The sequence below is a fragment of the Mediterraneibacter sp. genome, assembly GCF_030825015.1.
Classification (GTDB): Bacteria; Bacillota; Clostridia; order Lachnospirales; family Lachnospiraceae; genus Mediterraneibacter.
The window spans coordinates 192,547-211,976 of the sequence record NZ_JAPJQP010000001.1; the positions used below are offsets into that span (position 1 = coordinate 192,547).

17 protein-coding genes are annotated in these 19,430 nt (G+C 40.7%); all 17 read left to right on the forward strand.

Annotated features, from left to right (window positions below; all coding sequences use genetic code 11):
• Window positions 1-98 precede the first annotated feature (98 nt).
• The 17 genes from RCH61_RS00890 (at window position 99) to RCH61_RS00970 (ending at window position 19,394) form a co-directional block, all read left to right on the forward strand.
• A complete protein-coding gene (locus RCH61_RS00890) occupies window positions 99-752 on the forward strand; it encodes a carbohydrate-binding family 9-like protein (RefSeq protein ID WP_178007693.1) in 654 nt (217 codons plus the stop codon).
• Window positions 749-1,147, forward strand: a complete 399-nt coding sequence (locus tag RCH61_RS00895) for a hypothetical protein (RefSeq protein ID WP_178007691.1) — start codon at window positions 749-751, stop codon at window positions 1,145-1,147. The genes RCH61_RS00890 and RCH61_RS00895 overlap by 4 nt, the downstream gene beginning before the upstream one ends.
• A 151-nt stretch (window positions 1,148-1,298) precedes the next feature.
• On the forward strand, window positions 1,299-2,354 hold the full coding sequence (ispG, locus tag RCH61_RS00900) for a flavodoxin-dependent (E)-4-hydroxy-3-methylbut-2-enyl-diphosphate synthase (protein ID WP_178007689.1): 1,056 nt from the start codon (window positions 1,299-1,301) through the stop codon (window positions 2,352-2,354).
• Between the two features lie 96 nt (window positions 2,355-2,450).
• The gene (locus RCH61_RS00905; RefSeq protein WP_306479589.1) at window positions 2,451-7,022 is read left to right on the forward strand and encodes a PolC-type DNA polymerase III; all 4,572 of its coding nucleotides are present in this window, start codon (window positions 2,451-2,453) and stop codon (window positions 7,020-7,022) included.
• Between the two features lie 73 nt (window positions 7,023-7,095).
• A complete protein-coding gene (locus tag RCH61_RS00910; protein ID WP_306479590.1) occupies window positions 7,096-7,545 on the forward strand; it encodes a GNAT family N-acetyltransferase in 450 nt (149 codons plus the stop codon).
• A gap of 25 nt (window positions 7,546-7,570) precedes the next feature.
• On the forward strand, window positions 7,571-8,047 hold the full coding sequence (locus RCH61_RS00915; protein ID WP_306479591.1) for a YbaK/EbsC family protein: 477 nt from the start codon (window positions 7,571-7,573) through the stop codon (window positions 8,045-8,047).
• A gap of 151 nt (window positions 8,048-8,198) precedes the next feature.
• Window positions 8,199-8,891, forward strand: coding sequence for a response regulator transcription factor (locus RCH61_RS00920; RefSeq protein ID WP_306479699.1), 693 nt, complete (start codon window positions 8,199-8,201; stop codon window positions 8,889-8,891).
• Between the two features lie 87 nt (window positions 8,892-8,978).
• Window positions 8,979-9,896: an ABC transporter ATP-binding protein gene (locus RCH61_RS00925; protein ID WP_306479592.1), complete on the forward strand. Its 918-nt coding sequence runs from the start codon at window positions 8,979-8,981 to the stop codon at window positions 9,894-9,896.
• A complete protein-coding gene (locus tag RCH61_RS00930) occupies window positions 9,889-10,740 on the forward strand; it encodes an ABC transporter permease (protein ID WP_306479593.1) in 852 nt (283 codons plus the stop codon). Before RCH61_RS00925 ends, RCH61_RS00930 begins: the two co-directional genes overlap by 8 nt.
• A gap of 1 nt (window position 10,741) precedes the next feature.
• The gene (locus tag RCH61_RS00935; RefSeq protein WP_306479594.1) at window positions 10,742-11,644 is read left to right on the forward strand and encodes a sensor histidine kinase; all 903 of its coding nucleotides are present in this window, start codon (window positions 10,742-10,744) and stop codon (window positions 11,642-11,644) included.
• A gap of 159 nt (window positions 11,645-11,803) precedes the next feature.
• Window positions 11,804-12,250, forward strand: coding sequence for a GNAT family N-acetyltransferase (locus tag RCH61_RS00940; RefSeq protein WP_306479595.1), 447 nt, complete (start codon window positions 11,804-11,806; stop codon window positions 12,248-12,250).
• A gap of 250 nt (window positions 12,251-12,500) precedes the next feature.
• A complete protein-coding gene (locus tag RCH61_RS00945; protein ID WP_306479700.1) occupies window positions 12,501-13,031 on the forward strand; it encodes a dihydrofolate reductase family protein in 531 nt (176 codons plus the stop codon).
• Between the two features lie 266 nt (window positions 13,032-13,297).
• Window positions 13,298-14,341, forward strand: a complete 1,044-nt coding sequence (locus tag RCH61_RS00950; RefSeq protein ID WP_306479596.1) for an aldose epimerase family protein — start codon at window positions 13,298-13,300, stop codon at window positions 14,339-14,341.
• Between the two features lie 24 nt (window positions 14,342-14,365).
• A complete protein-coding gene (locus RCH61_RS00955) occupies window positions 14,366-14,599 on the forward strand; it encodes a hypothetical protein (protein WP_306479597.1) in 234 nt (77 codons plus the stop codon).
• Window positions 14,600-14,730: 131 nt separating this feature from the next.
• Window positions 14,731-16,005 carry a substrate-binding domain-containing protein gene (locus RCH61_RS00960; RefSeq protein ID WP_306479598.1) on the forward strand — a complete coding sequence of 425 codons (1,275 nt, stop codon included), beginning with the start codon at window positions 14,731-14,733 and terminating at the stop codon, window positions 16,003-16,005.
• A 204-nt stretch (window positions 16,006-16,209) separates the two neighbouring features.
• Complete coding sequence (locus tag RCH61_RS00965) at window positions 16,210-17,718, forward strand: sugar ABC transporter ATP-binding protein (RefSeq protein WP_306479599.1); 1,509 nt, start codon at window positions 16,210-16,212, stop codon at window positions 17,716-17,718.
• 20 nt (window positions 17,719-17,738) lie between these two features.
• Window positions 17,739-19,394, forward strand: a complete 1,656-nt coding sequence (locus tag RCH61_RS00970; RefSeq protein ID WP_306479600.1) for an ABC transporter permease subunit — start codon at window positions 17,739-17,741, stop codon at window positions 19,392-19,394.
• The last annotated feature ends 36 nt before the right edge of the window (window positions 19,395-19,430 follow it).

A 19,430-nucleotide genomic window follows, 5' to 3' on the forward strand; every position in this document is an offset into this window, starting at 1 on the left:
AGGATTGAAAAACAATAAGTTTTCTGATAAATTATATATATAATCATAATTAATCAGTAACAGCTTTGATCTGTTGCAAAGCCGAGGAGGTGTATCGTATGAAACTGGAGGTCGCGATAATAGAAAGAAAAGATCAGTTGAGTGAATTAACTCCGTTTCATGTGGAAAATGCATTATGGGGAACTGAAAACTTTCCGCCGATGTATGGTTATATTGGATTTGTTCCGAATGATGCATTTTATTTAAAATTAGTCTGTGAGGAGAATCATCCGCTTCGGACGTATACGAACATCAATGATCCAATCTACAGAGACAGTGTAATGGAGGTCTATTTGATGTTTGAACCGGTTTCTGCAAGGATGAATGAAGAAAATTACTTGAATTTTTCAATAAATGCAAATGGGGTTCTGCGGGCAGAATATGGATCAAGAAGGATGTACAGGTCTTATTTTACAGAGGCGGAACGCGCGGAATTTGAATGTCATGTTGAAGTGCACGAAAATGATTGGACGGCAGAATTGAAAGTTCCGGTTCGGATTTTGGAGAAGATTTACGGACCGCTGAATTTGGGAGAAGGAAGCTATTTTACCTGTAATTTCTACAAAATGTCAGAGACAAAAGAAATAGAACACTATGCTTCTTATTCTCCGATCCTGTCAAGCGTACCAAGTTTTCATATGCCGGAATTCTTTGCCGATGCGGAAATTGTCAGACGAGAATTTGAAAAAGAAGGGAAACGAAATAATCTATGATTTTAGAAAATAACGAAGAGAAAAGAAGCACAATCTGGAGAACGATCATTACGATCTCTTCTATTCTTGTTATCCTTGTGGCAGTCTTTTTTGTGACGAGACTTTTTGTGGGAAATCCACTTGTCGGAACATGGATCAGCGAGGACAGCGGAGAAACTATCAAGATAGAAAGTGACGGAAAAGTTACGGTGACGGACGAAGAAAAAAAGTCGATTGAGACCGTACAGTCTGAAGTGGATACAAAGACGAAAGTTTTTACGATCCATACTGAGGAACCCCAGTCAGAAGGAATTCTCTCCGGAACATATGATTACAGTATTGAAAAAGATACTCTGACATTGACAGAGCGTGAATACGGAGATCAGCTTGTGTTTGTGCGTAAAGAGAAATCATGATGCAGTCATAAGATTATATGAATAAGATCAGGAAGAAGATTCCTAAATAAAGAATAACGAATCCGTTTCAGAAGAGTTCCGTTCCCGGAACTCTTCTGTTATAATAGAAAGACAGGACAGACAGTAAGGCGGCATAGGAAAGGAGAAGGACATGTACAGAGAGAACACGAAAGAGATTGTGATCGGCAATCGGACGATTGGTGGAAATCATCCGGTGGCGATCCAGTCTATGACGAATACAAAGACAGAAAATATCGAAGAGACGGTTGATCAAATATTGCGGCTTGAAGCGGCGGGATGCGAGATTATCCGCTGTGCAGTTCCGACGATGGAAGCGGCTTTGGCATTAAAAGAGATTAAGAAACAGATCCATATTCCGCTTGTGGCAGATATTCATTTTGACTACAGATTAGCGATCGCAGCGATCGAAAACGGTGCGGACAAGATCAGGATCAATCCGGGAAATATCGGTTCCGTGGAAAAAGTTCGGGCAGTTGTAGACAAGGCGAAGGCGTACAATATTCCGATTCGTGTCGGCGTAAACAGCGGTTCGTTGGAGAAACATCTTTTAGAAAAGTACGGCGCAGTGACGGCAGAGGCCATTGTAGAAAGCGCTCTTGATAAAGTTCGTATGATCGAAGAGATGGGATATGATAATCTTGTTGTAAGTATTAAGTCTTCTGATGTGCTGATGTGCGTAAAAGCACATGAGCTGATTGCAAAAGAGTGTCCTTATCCCCTTCATGTGGGAATTACAGAATCGGGAACAGTTTATTCCGGAAATATAAAATCTTCTGTCGGACTTGGCATTATTCTTAATGAAGGAATCGGAAACACGATCCGGGTTTCTCTGACCGGAGATCCGGCAGAAGAGATTCGAACGGCAAAATTGATATTAAAGACACTTGGTCTTCGAAAAGGTGGAATCGAAGTTGTATCCTGTCCGACATGCGGAAGAACGAAGATTGATCTGATCGGTTTGGCAAATAAAGTAGAACAGATGGTTCAGGATATTCCTTTGGATGTTAAAGTTGCGGTTATGGGATGCGTTGTAAATGGTCCGGGAGAGGCAAGAGAAGCTGATATCGGGATTGCAGGAGGTATCGGGGAAGGTCTTCTTATAAAAAAAGGCGAGATCATAAAAAAGGTAAAAGAGGAAGAACTGCTGGAGACGTTGCGGCAGGAACTGTTAAATTGGAAAGAATAATCTAATGAAACACGATGAGATGCGGACAGACCCGCACAGAAGAAAGAAGATCGGAAACGGAAGTTTCATGTAAGTGAAGATATAGGAGCTGTCAATTTGGAACAAGTAAGAGAAGATAAAAAATTTTTTCATGTATTTCCTACTCTGAAGGCAGACGATGATGTCCGTCTGTTGTTTTCAGATGTGGAAGTTAAGAAAATCACGACGAATTCCCGGCGTGATTTTCTTAACGTATATATTTTCAGCAGACATCTTATTCAGAAGAAGCAGATCTTTCAGATGGAACAAAGTATTAAAGAGCAGTTGTTCGGGAAAACGGCAGTTACAGTGCGCATTGTAGAGGACTATCTTCTTTCTGGGCAGTATACTGCGGAAGCGCTTATGAAGGAATATAAGGAAAGTATTATTCTTGAGTTAAAAGAAAAAAGTATGCTTGCTTCCAATATGTTTGCACAGGCAGACATACAGTATGAGGAAGGAGACACGATCTGTCTGGAGCTGCTTAATACGATCGTTTCAGAAGGTCGAAAAGAAGAGATCGTAGATTTGCTAAAGGAGATTTACGAAAATAGATTTCACATTCCGGCGAAGATCCGGGTGGCTTATCGGGAGCCGGATGTTACGAAAAACAGAGAATATGATGAGCAGAGGATTCAGCAGGAAATCAATGCCATTTTTGAGAGACGGGCGAGACAGCAGGGGGAAGCGCCTTTGGGACAAGAAGAGAATGGAAAATCTTCGAAAGAGGATTCTTCAGAAAAGGCGGAAGGAGTATCCCTTTCAACGGAAAAGAAAGGCAGTGCGTCTTCCAAAACCTCTGGAAAAATGTCAAAAGGAGAATTCAAGAAAGGCGAATTTAAAAAGAACGAATTCCGAAAGAAAGATTTTTATCGACCGGTTAAAATCGGAGATGATCCGAATCTTATCTACGGACGAAATTTTGAGGATGAACCGATTGCTTTGGATCAGGTAATTACAGAGATGGGAGAGATTACGATCCACGGTAAGATTATCAGCTTTGATACAAGAGAGATCCGAAACGAAAAAACGATTATTATATTTTCTGTGACAGATTTCACTGATACGATTACGGTGAAGATGTTTGCGAAAAACGAACAGCTTCCTGAAATCTTAGGAGAATTGAAAAAAGGAGTGTTTATCAAACTGAAAGGAGTAACGACCATCGATAAATTTGATGGGGAACTGACGATCGTTTCGATAACGGGGATTAAAAAAATCGGTGATTTCACAGTGCAAAGAGAAGATCTAAGCCCGGTAAAACGTGTAGAACTCCACTGCCATACGAAAATGAGCGATATGGACGGCGTGTCAGAAGTAAAAGATATTGTGAAAAGAGCGCATGACTGGGGGCATCCTGCAATCGCCATTACCGATCACGGTGTGGCTCAGGCATTTCCGGACGCAAATCACTATATTGAAACCCTTGATAAAGAGGATCCGTTTAAGATCCTTTATGGTGTAGAAGGCTATGTTGTAGATGATTTGACGGATATTGCAGTAAACGCAGGCGATCAAACACTTGATGATACTTATATCGTTTTTGATATTGAGACGACGGGATTTAGTTCGATTCAGGACGCGATCATAGAGATTGGGGCAGTGAAAGTGACCGGCGGAAAGATTGTCGACCGTTTCAGCACGTTTGTAAATCCAAAACGTCCGATTCCTTTTGAGATTACGAACCTGACAAGTATTACCGATGAGATGGTTATGGATTCACCGACAATCGATGTCATCCTTCCTCAATTTCTTTCTTTTGTGGGGGATGGTGTTCTTGTCGCGCACAACGCGGGGTTTGACGTCGGGTTTATTGAGCAGAACTGCAGGGCGCTCGGACTTTCGGACGAGTTTGCATTTCTTGATACGGTAGCTTTGGCGCGGGTTCTTCTGCCGACGTTGTCAAAATATAAATTGAATATCGTAGCGAAAGCATTGAATATTTCACTTGAAAACCATCATCGCGCTGTGGACGATGCGGGAGCGACCGCAGAAATTTTTATCAAATTCGCAGAAATGTTAAAGAAAGATCAAGTGATGACTTTAAAAGAGGTAAACCGCTACGGAGACAGGAATACAAATGCAATTCGAAAAATGCCGACGAATCATATTATTATTTTAGCAAAAAATGATATCGGCAGGTATAATCTGTATCAGTTGATCTCACAGTCTCATATGACTTATTACGCGAGGAGGCCGCGGATTCCAAAAAGTCTGTTGAATGAGCATCGGGAAGGTCTTCTGATCGGCAGCGCCTGTGAAGCAGGTGAGTTGTACCAGGCAGTGCACGAAAAAAGATCCGCCCAGCAGATCGCGCGTTTGGCGGAATTTTATGATTATTATGAGATCCAGCCTGTTGGAAACAATCAGTTCATGATCGAGAGTAAGCGTATCACAGATGTAAATTCGATCGAAGACTTGCAGAATATCAACAGAGAGATCGTGGAACTTGGAGAAAAGTTTGGAAAGCCGGTTGTTGCAACGTGCGATGTACATTTTTTAAATCCAGACGACGAAGTATATCGAAGAATCATTATGGCAGGAAAGGGATTTGATGATGCAGATAAGCAGCCTCCGTTGTTCCTTCGTACGACAGATGAGATGTTGGAAGAATTTTCTTATCTCGGGGCAGCGAAAGCACGGGAGATCGTTATAGATAATCCGGTGAAGATTGCCGGTATGATTGAGAAAATCTCCCCGGTCAATCCGAATAAATGTCCTCCTGTCATTGAAAATTCAGATCAGGAGTTAAGGGATATTTGTTATAGAAAAGCTCACGAGATGTATGGGGAAGATCTTCCGAAACAGGTTTCCGCCCGATTAGAAAAAGAACTCAATTCGATTATTTCAAACGGATATGCGGTTATGTATATCATTGCTCAAAAACTTGTTTGGAAGTCAAATGCAGACGGGTATCTTGTAGGTTCAAGAGGTTCGGTCGGTTCTTCCTTTGTTGCGACTATGGCAGGAATTACAGAGGTAAATCCGTTAAGTCCGCATTATTATTGTTCGAAATGTCATTACAGTGATTTTGAGTCCGATGAAGTTCGTGCGTTTGCAGGAGGATGCGGATATGACATGCCGGATAAAAAGTGCCCGGTGTGCGGGGAACAGCTTGTGAAGGCGGGATTTGATATTCCTTTTGAGACGTTTCTTGGATTTAAGGGAGATAAGGAACCGGATATTGACTTGAACTTTTCGGGAGATTATCAGGCAAAAGCACATAAATATACCGAAGTCCTTTTTGGAGAAGGACATACATTTAAAGCAGGAACGATCGGTACGCTGGCAGATAAGACGGCGTATGGATTTGTTCGTAATTATTACGAAGAGCATGAGCAGAGAAAGAGGAAATGTGAGATAGAAAGAATCACGGAAGGCTGTACAGGAATTCGAAGAAGTACGGGACAGCATCCGGGGGGAATTGTCGTTCTTCCTCACGGGCATGATATTAACGAGTTTACTCCGGTTCAGCATCCCGCAAATGATATGGAATGTGGGATCACAACGACTCATTTTGATTATCATTCCATCGATCACAACTTGCTGAAATTAGATATTCTCGGACATGATGATCCGACGATGATCCGTACTTTGGAAGACTATATTACATCGGATGCTATGGAAAATGAGTACAATGCAGACCATCCGTTTATTGCGACGGAGATTCCTCTTGACGATAAAAATGTAATTGAACTGTTTCACGGAACGGACGTACTCGGGATCAAGCCTGAAGATATTGACGGATGTAAGATCGGAAGTTTGGGAATACCGGAATTTGGAACAGACTTCGTTATCCAGATGGTTCAGGATACGAAACCACAGACATTATCAGATCTGATCCGTATTTCCGGATTGTCTCACGGAACGAATGTGTGGCTTGGAAATGCGCAGGAACTTGTAAAATCAGGAAAGGCGACGATTTCTACCGCAATCTGTACTCGAGATGACATTATGATCTATCTTATTAATAAAGGAGTGGAAAGCGCTCTTGCATTTACGATCATGGAGAGTGTGCGAAAAGGAAAAGGGCTGAAACCGGAATGGGAAGAAGCGATGAAAGCACAAGACGTACCGGACTGGTATATTTGGTCATGTAAGAAAATCAGCTATATGTTCCCGAAAGCCCATGCCGCAGCATATGTTATGATGGCATACAGGATTGCCTACTGTAAGATTAATTATCCTCTTGCCTACTATGCGGCATATTTTGGAATCAGGGCGGACGCTTTTTCTTACGCGCTTATGTGTCAGGGAAAAGAGACATTGAATTACCATATAAAACAATATAAAAGCAAAGGGGATCAACTGAGTAAGAAAGAGCAGGACGTATTAAAAGATATGAAGATCGTTCAGGAAATGTATGCCCGCGGATTCGAGTTTGTCCCGATCGACATTTATAAGGCAAAAGCAAAGATGTTTCAGATCATAGACGGGAAACTTATGCCGTCGTTTGCAAGTATTGAAGGAATGGGAGATAAAGCTGCCGAGGCTGTAGAAGAGGCGTCAAAAGACGGACCCTATCTGTCGCTTGATGATTTCAGGCAACGGACGAAAGTCAGCAAAACAGTGATCGATCTGATGGCAGAATTGGGAATGTTCGGAGATCTTCCTCAAAGCAATCAGTTGTCTTTGTTTGATTTTACATAGACGGATGTCGTTTTAAAATCTTGAGGATGAAGAGACGAAAGGAAGCGGTATTGTATGAGAGAGGCAGAAAGAGATGATCAGGAAATTTCAAAAAAATGACTTGGATGCAGTGGCAAAAATTTGGCTTGATTCGAATAAAGAGGTACATGATTTCATTGATCCATGTTATTGGGAACGCTATGAAGATGTAGTTAAGGCAATGTTTTTGCAGGCGGAAATCTATGTCCGGGAGGAAGAAGACACAACCGGAAAAACAGGAGAGATACTTGGGTTTATCGGACTGGACGGAGACTATGCGGCAGGGATTTTTGTCAGAGGAGATGTTCGCTCAAAAGGTGTCGGAAAGCAGCTCCTAGATTTTGTGAAACAGAAGAGAGAAAAACTGGAATTGAATGTATATGCAAAAAACAGAAGAGCCATACGATTTTATGAAAGGGAAGGATTCTGTATCCAAAAAGAAGACACAGATGCGGAAACCGGAGAAAAAGAATATTGTATGCTATGGATAAAACAGGCAGAATAGAAAGATAGTTCAGGAGGGAAAAGACATGTCATTAGAAAAAGCGAAGGAATATTTAGATAAGAAAGGATTTGCAGATCGTGTGATCGAGATGGAAGATTCTACGGCGACTGTTGCAATGGCGGCGGAAGCTCTCGGGGTTGAGGAAGGAATGATTGCCAAAACAATGTCTTTTCTTCAGGGCGAGAAAGCGGTGCTTATTTTGACGGAAGGAACCGCTAAAATAGATAATAGAAAATATAAAGACACATTTCATACAAAAGCAAAAATGATTCCTTTTGAAAAAGTGGAAGAGATGACAGGACATGCCCCGGGCGGGGTGTGTCCATTCGGGGCTGAAGAGGGAATCGATGTTTATTTGGATGAAAGTCTGAAAAGGTTTGAAATAGTGTATCCGGCGGCAGGAAACGATCACAGCGCGGTAAAACTTACGATTTCTGAACTGGAGCAGGCTTCCGATGCTTTGGGATGGGTCGATGTCTGTAAGGAAATGACGGAAGATTAATGGGAAGGAAATAAACACAGAGGGGATTCGGTTTCGTATCTTATTGTTTTTGTTTTGGGAGAAATAATGACCGGATGGCAGGCGGATTTTTGATCTTAGGGTTTACACTGTGGGATGAAATTTCATGAAAGGTTCAGGAACGAGGATAGAGATGGAACATAGAAATTCGATATTGATCGTGGAAGACGATGTGAATATTAACGGACTTTTAAGGGAAGCGCTTGATAAAGAAGGGTACAGATGTACACAGGCATTTTCTGGAACAGAAGCGAGAATGCTTTTGCAGGAAAATCAATATTCGGTTGTACTTCTTGATTTAATGCTTCCGGGAATTCCGGGTGAGGAAGTACTTAAAGACGTTCGGGAAAAGGGCAATACGCCGGTAATTATTCTCACGGCAAAAGATACAATCGATGACAAGGTGGAAGTTTTGCGGGGCGGCGCAGACGACTATGTGACAAAGCCGTTTGATATTAAAGAAGTGATCGCTCGGGTAGAAGTACAGATCAGAAGGACGGAAACAGGATGTGCAGAAGAAAAAAGACGTCGGCTTACTTATCAGGAAATGGAGCTTGACAGGGAAAATTTTACTGTGAAAGTAGAGAAAACAGAATTGCCGCATATTACAAAACAAGAGTTTTCCATTTTGGAACTTTTATTGAAACATCCGAAAAAAGTGTTCAGTAAAGAAGAGATGTTTGAATATGCGTGGAAAGAGCAGTATATGGGAGAGACGAAAACACTGGACGTACATATAAGTAATATCCGCAAGAAGATCAAGGCTGTGACGGACAAAGAGTATATTGAGACTGTATGGGGAATCGGGTATCGGCTTCACCCGTAATCTTTACTCTTTTTTTACTTTTTATTTGCGATTGATTAGTAATTTATTTATAGAATGAGAGCAGATAAAGAAAAGGAGAGAAATAAGATGAGTGAATATTTATTGACAACACACGGATTGACAAAACAGTTCGGTCATCATAAAGCTGTAGATCGCGTGAATCTTCATGTGAAAAGAGGTTCGATTTACGGCTTTATAGGAAGAAATGGAGCAGGAAAGACGACATTTCTGAAAATGATCAGCGGTCTGTCGAAACCGACTTCAGGCGAGATTGAGATGTTCGGATATAAGAATGCTCAGTTGAAAAACGTGCGTTCAAGAATCAGTTGTCTGATCGAGTCGCCGGGGCTGTACGGAAATTTGTCCGCTTATGATAATCTGGCGGTAAAATGTAAATTGTTCGGGATTAATGATCGGGGATATATTGAAAATATATTAGAGACGGTCGGTCTATCAGATGCAGGAAAGAAAAAAACAAAGCATTTTTCACTTGGAATGAAACAGCGTCTTGGAATCGGGATGGCGCTTGTCGGAGAACCGGATCTGCTATTGCTTGACGAGCCGATCAACGGATTGGATCCTCAGGGAATTGCGGAGGTTCGCGATATGATTCTTAAACTTCGGGATGAACAGAATATGACGATCATTATTTCCAGTCATATTTTAGAAGAGCTGTCTAAAATCGCAACCCATTACGGGATCATCCATAACGGGACTTTGGTACAGGAAATTACGAAAGAAGAGTTGATGCTGCGCTGCGGTGAACGGATAGAAATATTGCTTGACGATCCGAAACAGGCGCTTCCGGTGCTGGATCAAATGGGATTTCGGAACTATCAGGTAGTAGATAAGAATACGATCCATGTATATGAGAGACTTGATGAAAGCGCAATGGTGAATATGGAACTTGCAAAAGCAGGCGTCTGCGTAAAAGGGATTGGAATTACAAGTGAAGAACTTGAAAATTATTTTCTGAATCTGACAGGAGGTGTCCGCAATGCTTAATATGATGCGAATGGAATTGTTCCGTATGTTTAAAACAAAAAGTCTGTATGTGATATGGATGATTTTTGCCGTTCTTATCATTGCGACAACAGCGCTTACTGCCGGTGAAATGAATACATATTCTCTTGAGGATCAGCAGCAGAATTATGAATATACAATGGAAGAACAAGAAAGCGGGCAGGTGAATCTTGGGATGGATGTGACGCCTCCGACGAAACCGGGAGAACAGGTTTCGGTGTTCGATATGTTTTTTGCAAATATAAAAGGCAAGGTAGTAGCAGTATTTATGATCATATTTACGATCTTGTATTCTACGGCGGATATAACGAGCGGATTTGTGAAAAATATTGCAGGTCAAGTGAAAAACAAAAGCCTGCTTGTATGTGCCAAAGCGGTCTCTTTGTTCTTGTATACAGTGTTGACGATGGCGTTATTTTTTGTTGTGCAGGCAGCGTCAAACAAAGTATGTTTCCATGAATTTGTGCTGGGAGATAAAAAAGAGTTTGCACTTTATTTTCTGCTTCAGACGATGCTGCACTTTGCGCTTTTGATGATCGTAATGTGCATAGCGCTTCTTATCAGAAATAATGTGGTCAGCATTGTGATCGGTATTTGCCTGTGCATGAACGCGCTTATCATTTTTTATAGCTTTATTGATCGTACGATCGCAAAAGCAGGGATGGGAAATTTCCATATGATCAATTACACTGTAAGCGGAAAGATCACACTTCTTGGAATGAATATTACATCAGAAATGGCAGTCACTTCTTTGTTGGTTGCAATCGTATTTGCAGCGGCGGCGATTTGTCTGGGAAGTTTTGTGTTTAAGAAACGGGATATTTAATATGTATGTTATAGTTGGGATTTTAGTCGGAGTTATTATTGTATTAGTTTGCATATTAGTCAGTTACATGCGGCAGATAAAAGATATCTGCCGCCAACTGCGTTTTCTCAAAGAACATGAGAGCAATATGCTTATTACAAAAGAAATTAAACTGGGGAAGATAAAAGAATTGACAGATCTTTTGAACGAGATGCTCAAGGAGAGAAGAGAAGAAGCGGCGCAATATGTAAAAAAAGAGCGGATGATCGCTGATACATATACGAATTTGTCACATGATATAAGGACGCCTTTGACATCGATGGACGGATATTTTCAACTGCTGGAAACTTGTTCGGATGAGGCGGATCGAAAACGGTATATCGGAATTATTCAGGAACGGATCGAAAGTCTGAAAGAGATGTTGGAAGAACTGTTCACTTATACAAAACTGAAAAATGAAACATACGAATTAAAGAAAGAACGTCAAAATTTAACGCAGATATTAAAAGAAACTTTATTTTCCTATTATGATGAATGGGCAGAGAAAGGAATTGTCCCGGAATTTGAACTTACGGATGAGGCGGTAATGATCATGGGAAATGGACAGGCGCTCAGAAGGGTCATACAGAATATTATGAAAAACGGGTTGGATCATGGAAACAAAGAGCTGAAGATCCGGCTTGAAAAGAAGGGAAATAGGGCGGAGCTGGTATTTAAAAATAAAGTAGAACACCCGAGTGAGATCGATCTTCAAAGAGTATTTGAACGTTTTTATAAAGCAGACGAAGCAAGAAGTAAAAATTCGACAGGACTTGGTCTTTCCATTACAAAAGGATTCGTATTGAAAATGGGTGGAGAGATTGATGCACAGATGGAGGGAGACTGGTTTTGCATTCATATTTGGTTTCCATTATATTTGAAGTGAAACTGCCAGTAAAAGATATTTTTATTCATTATGTTTATTAATAACCGAAAGATTTTACTTGAAAGATTGCTTTCCGAGTAAGAGGTAGATTTGCAACTTGTAAAGTAATGGAAGATTTGAATTTGTATTTGTTAAAACAAAATGTTAGAGGGAATAGAAGTGGATATTAGGCAGTATCAGCAATCAGATTGCAAAGAATTGACAGAACTGTTTTATAATACGGTACATACTGTTAATGCAAAAGATTATACGAAAGAGCAGTTAAATGTTTGGGCAACGGGACAGGTGGATTTGGAAAAATGGGATTTGTCGTTGCAAGAACATTATAGTGTTGTCGCTGTTGAAAACAATGTTATTGTCGGTTTTGGTGATATAGATAAAACAGGATATCTTGACCGCTTATTTGTTCATGCAGACCATCAAGGAAAAGGCATTGCAACTGCTATTTGTGACAGACTGGAACAATTTGTTAAGAAAAATGTAACGACGCACGCTTCTATTACGGCAAGACCATTTTTTGAAAAGAGAGGATACAAAGTCGTAAAAGAACAACAGGTAGAAAGACAAGGAATTTTTCTTACAAATTATGTGATGGTAAAGGAATGATAAATTAGAAGTTGGAGATAAGGATATGAATGAATATATCTATGTTACTTTAAGACAAAAACCTGAATTAAAAGAAGAAGCAGCCACATGGTTTTATGATAAATGGGAAGTGCCACAAGAAGCTTATCTTGAATGCATGGAGGCCTATCTCAATCATGAAACAGAATATGGTTGGTATCTTTGCTTAGACAGCGAGCGCATTGTAGGTGGTCTTGGCGTAAATCCAATTTATGAATCAAAAGGAGAACTTATGAAAAAAATCAGTTTGTTTATTGCAATGAGCCTTGACGGATATATTGCAGACAGCAAAGGCAGCGTTGAGTGGCTGACCGGACAGGGCAATGATGACGATAACATTGACTCATATTCTGAATTTGTGAAAGACATTGATACTGTGATAATGGGGTGGAATACTTATCATCAGATTGTTACTGAACTTTCACCGGACGAATGGATTTATGATGATTTTACATCCTATGTTGTAACACACAAGCCAAAAACATCTTCCGATAAAATCCGTTTTGTCAATGAAAATCCTGTTGAACTGATAAAAAGACTGCGGGAAGAAAACGGAAAAGGAATTTGGATATGTGGCGGAGCAAACCTTATCCAGCAGTTGGTTCAAGAGGATGTTATTGACTGTTATTATATTACTGTGATTCCGACGATTTTGGGTTTCGGTATTCGGCTTTTTGAAAAGGCTGACCATGAAATTAAGTTAAAGTTGGTAAAAACGCAATCATATAACGGGATGACGGATTTAATCTATATAAAAAGATAGATTAGAATGCTGCATTCACAAATAACAGAAAGAGTTAAATTATAATAAGTCTTTTATTGTTACAGAAGTAAAATATTTATTGAAAATCAGGACATGATTAGCCGATCCTGTTCCGAATGCTTTGTTAGCCTTCTTCGATATTCTCTTGCTATTGGAACATGCTGATTATATAATGAGAACAGGAAGAAAAGAAGCGCAGGAGACGATGAATATCCGTACGGGAATGAAAGTCGTGAAAATGCAGCAGAGAGAAAGGAAGAAAGGATATGGAAATGATAAAGAAATTTGGTCGTACAAGGGAAGGAAAACAGGCTTGTCTCTATGTAATAAGAAACGAAAGCGGAATGGAGGCAGCAGTGACTGACTTGGGGGCAACGCTGGTCAGTTTGAAAGTGAAAAATAAGGAGGACGTCATGACAGATGTTGTCCTTGGATATGAGGATGCAGCCGGATATGAAGCGGGAACCTGCTTTTTTGGAGCGATTGTTGGGAGGAATGCAAATCGGATTGGCGGCGCGCAGTTTGAATTGAACGGGAAGACATATTATCTGACAGGAAATGACAATGGGAATAATCTGCACAGCGGCACAGATTTTTATAATGTAAGAATTTGGGAGACAGAAAATGTGACGGAGACATCTGTTCGTTTTAAATTGCATAGTCCTGACGGGGATCAGGGATACCCGGGAACAACGGACATATATGTAACATATAGTCTTGCTGAAGACAATACGCTTGACATTTGCTATGAAGCTTTGTCGGATAAAGATACGATTCTGAATATGACAAATCACAGTTATTTTAATCTGAATGGACATAACAGTGGAAATATACTACAGCATACGCTTACTTTGGAAGCGGATTATTTTACACCCGGAGACGCACAGTCAATACCGACAGGGGAGATCCTTCCGGTCGAGAATACTCCTATGGATTTCCGTGAGGGAAGAAGAATAGGGGATCGGATTGAGGAAGAGTATGAACCGCTGAGGTTTGGAAACGGCTATGATCATAACTGGGTTTTGAAAAATAAAGGGAATTTTGAGAAAGTGGCGGAACTTGAGGCGGAGGAAAGCGGCATTGTGATGGAAACTTATACGGATCGCCCGGGAATGCAGATTTATACAGCAAACTTTGTAGAAAATGAAAAGGGAAAAGATGGAGCGGTATATGGAAAAAGAAGCGCAGTGTGTTTGGAAACACAGTGCTATCCGGATGCAGTTCATCATGTGAATTTTCCTAGTCCGGTGTGTCATGCCGGTGAAAAATATGCTGCACACACGGCATTTCGTTTCTCAGTAAAGAAATAATCTGTACAGCGCAAAGAGCGCATTGTGTATTTAAAGAATATGTGTCGGTGGAAACGGGAAAAAGAATATACCGGAAAGGCAGATGCGAAACAGAAAGACGGTGAGCGATGTATCATCGGCTTTCTGTTTTTTTGTTTGGCGACTGCTTACAATCTAGGAATGCGCCTTTTGGAACTTCCGGTGATTGTATATAAGATTAAAAATGTGTTGAGTAAAAATGACGGAAAAGGAAAGAAGAAAATTATAAATATTATATGATATAACTAATAAAATCTTAAAAAATTCAATATAAATAAAAAAATATTCTATGTTTTATTTATACAAATTCAGATATACTGTCAGTATCAACAAAAACAAGTACAAAGAAACGAGAAGAAGGGAGAAAATGTATGAAGAAAAAAGTAGTTTTAATTGCAATGGCAGCAGCGCTGGCGCTGTCTATTACTGCGTGCGGAGGAACATCTGACAGTGGAAAAACATCATCAAACGACTCCTCCAGTTCGGATGTGGCAAACAAGGACAAACCGTTAGTGTGGTTTAACAGACAGCCGTCAAACAGTTCTACCGGAGAGCTGGATATGACAGCTTTGAATTTCAACGAAGATACATATTATGTAGGATTCGATGCAAATCAGGGTGCTGAGCTCCAGGGAACAATGGTAAGAGATTATATTGAACAAAATATCGATAAAATAGACCGCAACGGCGACGGAGTGATCGGTTATGTTTTGGCTATCGGCGATATTGGACACAATGATTCTATTGCACGTACAAGAGGCGTTCGTAAAGCTCTTGGTACAGGCGTAGAAGATAACGGAGATATCAACAGCGCTCCTATAGGAACAAATACAGACGGAACAGCATCTGCTGTAAAGGATGGAGAGATTGAAGTTGGCGGAAAGAAATTTGTAGTAAGAGAACTTGCTTCTCAAGAGATGAAGAACTCTGCAGGAGCAACATGGGATGCTGCTACAGCCGGAAATTCAATCGGTACATGGTCCTCTTCTTTTGGAGAAGATATAGATGTTGTAGTTTCCAACAATGATGGAATGGGAATGTCTATGTTCAATGCATGGTCAAAAGCAAATAAAGTGCCTACTTTTGGATATGATGCAAACAATGATGCGGTAGCAGCTATTGCAGAGGGTTACGGCGGAACAATCAGCCAGCATGCAGATGTGCAGGCATATCTGACCTTACGTGTTATCCGTAATGCGCTGGACGGCGTGGATATTGATACAGGTATCGGTACAGCTGACGAAGCAGGTAATGTTCTGACAGATGATGTGTATACATACAATGAAGAACAGCGTTCCTATTATGCTTTGAACGTAGCGGTTACAGCTGACAACTATCAGGAATTTACAGATTCCACAAAGGTATACGAACCGGTATCTAACCAGTTGGATAAGAAAGAACATGCGGAAAAGAAAGTATGGCTGAATATTTACAATGCAGCTGACAACTTCTTAAGTTCTACATACCAGCCTCTTCTTAAGAATTATGATGATCTTCTTAATTTAAAAGTTGAGTACATTGGCGGTGACGGACAGACAGAATCCAACATTACGAATCGTCTTGGAAATCCTGATCAGTATGATGCGTTTGCAATTAACATGGTAAAAACAGACAATGCGGCTTCCTATACATCATTACTTAAGTAATTAATGAGGATAAGCAGATTTATTGGGGAGAAGGAATTCTCCCTAATATTTTTGCAATGGAGACCGCTTACAATCCCAGAATGTGCCTTTTGGTACTTCCGGTGATTGGAATCAGGCGTTTTGGAGAAAGGCGTCTGTGTGAAAAGGACTGTAACCGTTTGTGTAAAAATACAAAAATTCTAAAGTATACAGGAGTAAAAAAGCATGGCAGATAAGAAAGATAATATCGTCTTATCGATACGGAATATGAGTAAGTCCTTTGGAAGAAACAGAGTTCTCACTCACATCAATTTAGATGTGAAAGCGGGGACAGTTATGGGACTTATGGGGGAAAATGGTGCTGGAAAATCAACAATGATGAAGTGCCTTTTCGGTACCTATCAAAAAGACGAGGGAAATATCTTCCTGGATGGGAAAGAAGTAAGTTTTTCGGGACCAAAAGAGGCGCTGGAAAACGGGATTGCTATGGTTCATCAGGAATTAAATCAGTGTTTGGAAAGAAATGTAGTTGATAATTTGTTCCTTGGACGGTATCCGGTAAATGCAGTTGGCGTAATCGATGAGGGCAGAATGAAAAAAGAAGCGTCTGAACTTTTCAGAAAACTGGGAATGACAGTCAATTTGTCTCAGCCAATGCGGAATATGTCTGTCTCTCAGCGGCAGATGTGTGAAATTGCGAAGGCAATCTCTTACAATTCAAAAGTAATCGTTTTGGATGAACCGACTTCTTCTCTTACAGTACAGGAAGTAGAAAAACTTTTTGAGATGATGAGAATGCTGAAAGAGCAGGGAATCGCTCTGATCTATATATCACATAAAATGGATGAAATTTTTGAGATCTGTGATGAAATATCGGTGCTTCGTGACGGAAATCTCGTTATGACAAAGAGTACAGAAGAAACAGATATGAACGAACTGATCACGGCAATGGTTGGACGTTCCCTGGAGAATCGTTTTCCGCCTGTAGATAATACGCCGGGGGATGTGGTTCTGTCCGTTCAGCATTTATCTACAAAGTTTGAGCCTTACTTGAAGGATGTATCTTTTGATGTAAGGAAAGGAGAAATTTTTGGACTGTATGGTTTGGTGGGAGCGGGACGTACGGAACTGCTGGAGACGATTTTTGGAGTGCGTACAAGAGCGGCAGGACGTGTATATTTTAATAACCACCTGATGAACTTTGAAAATGCAAGAGACGCAATGGAACATGGGTTTGCCATGATTACGGAGGAGCGTAAGGCAAATGGTCTTTTCCTGAAGGGGGACCTTACGTTTAATACGACTATAGCGAACCTGAATCAGTATAAATCAGGAATTGCTCTTTCTGATACAAAAATGGAAAAAGCAACAGCAGAAGAAATTAAGACTATGCGGACCAAATGTATGGGACCGAATGATATGATTTCAAACCTTTCAGGAGGAAACCAGCAGAAGGTTATTTTTGGAAAATGGCTGGAACGTGGACCGCAGGTATTTATGATGGATGAACCGACAAGAGGAATTGATGTCGGTGCGAAATACGAGATATATGAGTTGATTATCAAGATGGCAAAGCAGGGCAGGACAATTATTGTTGTCTCATCCGAAATGCCTGAAATTTTGGGGATTACAAACCGTATTGGCGTTATGTCAAACGGATATCTTTCCGGAATTGTTAATACCAAAGACACAGATCAAGAAGAGTTATTGAGACTAAGCGCAAAATACCTATAGAACGAGGGAGAATGATGAATATGGCTAATGGAAACAGTAAGATTCTGACGGCGGAACAGGAAATGCAGATTCGCCGGCCGATTGAAGAATACGTCGGTGCAATTCAAAAAAAGATTGACGCTCTCCGGGTGGATGGTACAGATAAGGTGCTGTCCCTGCAAAATGCAATAGACGGAGTAAAGCGGGATCGTACGCTTACAAAAGGAGAGAAAGAAGACAGACTTTCCAGAATGCGCAGAGAGCTGGAACAGGCAAAAGCAGTGGAGGCGGAGCATAAGGACAAGGTAGCAAAGCTGATTGCAGATGCAGAAGCATATTTGAAGGCGCATTTTGATAAAGAATATTATGAGCCTGTAAAGGCAAGCTGTGTGCAGGAAAAGGCGCTTGCGAAACAGAAATACGAGAAAAAAGTAGAAGAACTGAAAAAAGAGCATCAGCAGATCATGTCTAAAATTTCAGAGCATCAGGAAGTAAAGGATGAGAAATACGTTTATAAAAACCGACTGTTTGATGCGAAGATGGAATTGCAGAAAGATTATCAAACGATAAAGGACAGACGGCATGCGGCATATTCTTATAAATATCATTTGATTGATTTACTCCGTATGTCGAAATTTACATTTCTTGAGACACGGGCACAGAAATGGGAAAACTATAAATATACGTTTAGCAAAAGAAACTTTTTCCTTCAGAACGGATTATATATCGCTATCCTTTTGATATTTATAGTACTTTGTATCATTACGCCGATACTGAAAGGTGCGCCTCTGCTTACCTATAATAACGTACTGAACGTGCTTCAGCAGGCATCTCCGAAGATGTTCCTTGCATTAGGTGTTGCGGGTCTGATCCTTCTTGCCGGAACAGATCTTTCAATCGGACGTATGGTAGGTATGGGAATGACGACAGCAACGATTATTATGCATCAGGGTGTCAATACGGGCGGTGTTTTCGGACATATATTTGATTTCACTACAATGCCTATCATTGCGCGGGTGATTTTATCACTTGTTTTGTGCGTCTTTCTGTGTACCTTTTTTACAATGATAGCCGGATTTTTTACCGCGAAGTTTAAGATGCATCCGTTCATATCGACAATGGCAAATATGCTTGTGATTTTCGGACTTGTTACATATGCGACAAAGGGAGTGTCTTTTGGAGCTATTGAGCCGACGATTCCGGATATGATTATTCCGACGATAAACGGATTCCCGACAATTATTATATGGGCGGCCGTTGCGGTATTTGTTGTATGGTTTATTTGGAATAAGACAACTTTTGGAAAGAACTTGTATGCGGTTGGCGGAAATGCAGAAGCTGCAGCGGTATCAGGTATTTCTGTATTTGCCGTTACAGTAGGAGCATTTATCCTGGCAGGTATCCTTTACGGATTTGGTTCATGGCTGGAGTGTATAAGAATGGTAGGTTCAGGTTCTGCAGCTTACGGACAAGGCTGGGAAATGGATGCGATTGCAGCCTGTGTAGTAGGAGGAGTATCATTTACAGGTGGTATCGGAAAGATTTCAGGAGTAGTAGTCGGTGTGTTTATTTTCACCGCGCTTACATATTCCCTTACAATCCTCGGTATTGATACAAACCTGCAGTTTGTATTCTCAGGTATTATCATTCTTGTTGCGGTAGCGCTGGATTGTCTGAAATACGTACAGAAAAAATAAAAATAGATTTTCAAAAAAAGAGTCGGCATTGGGGCA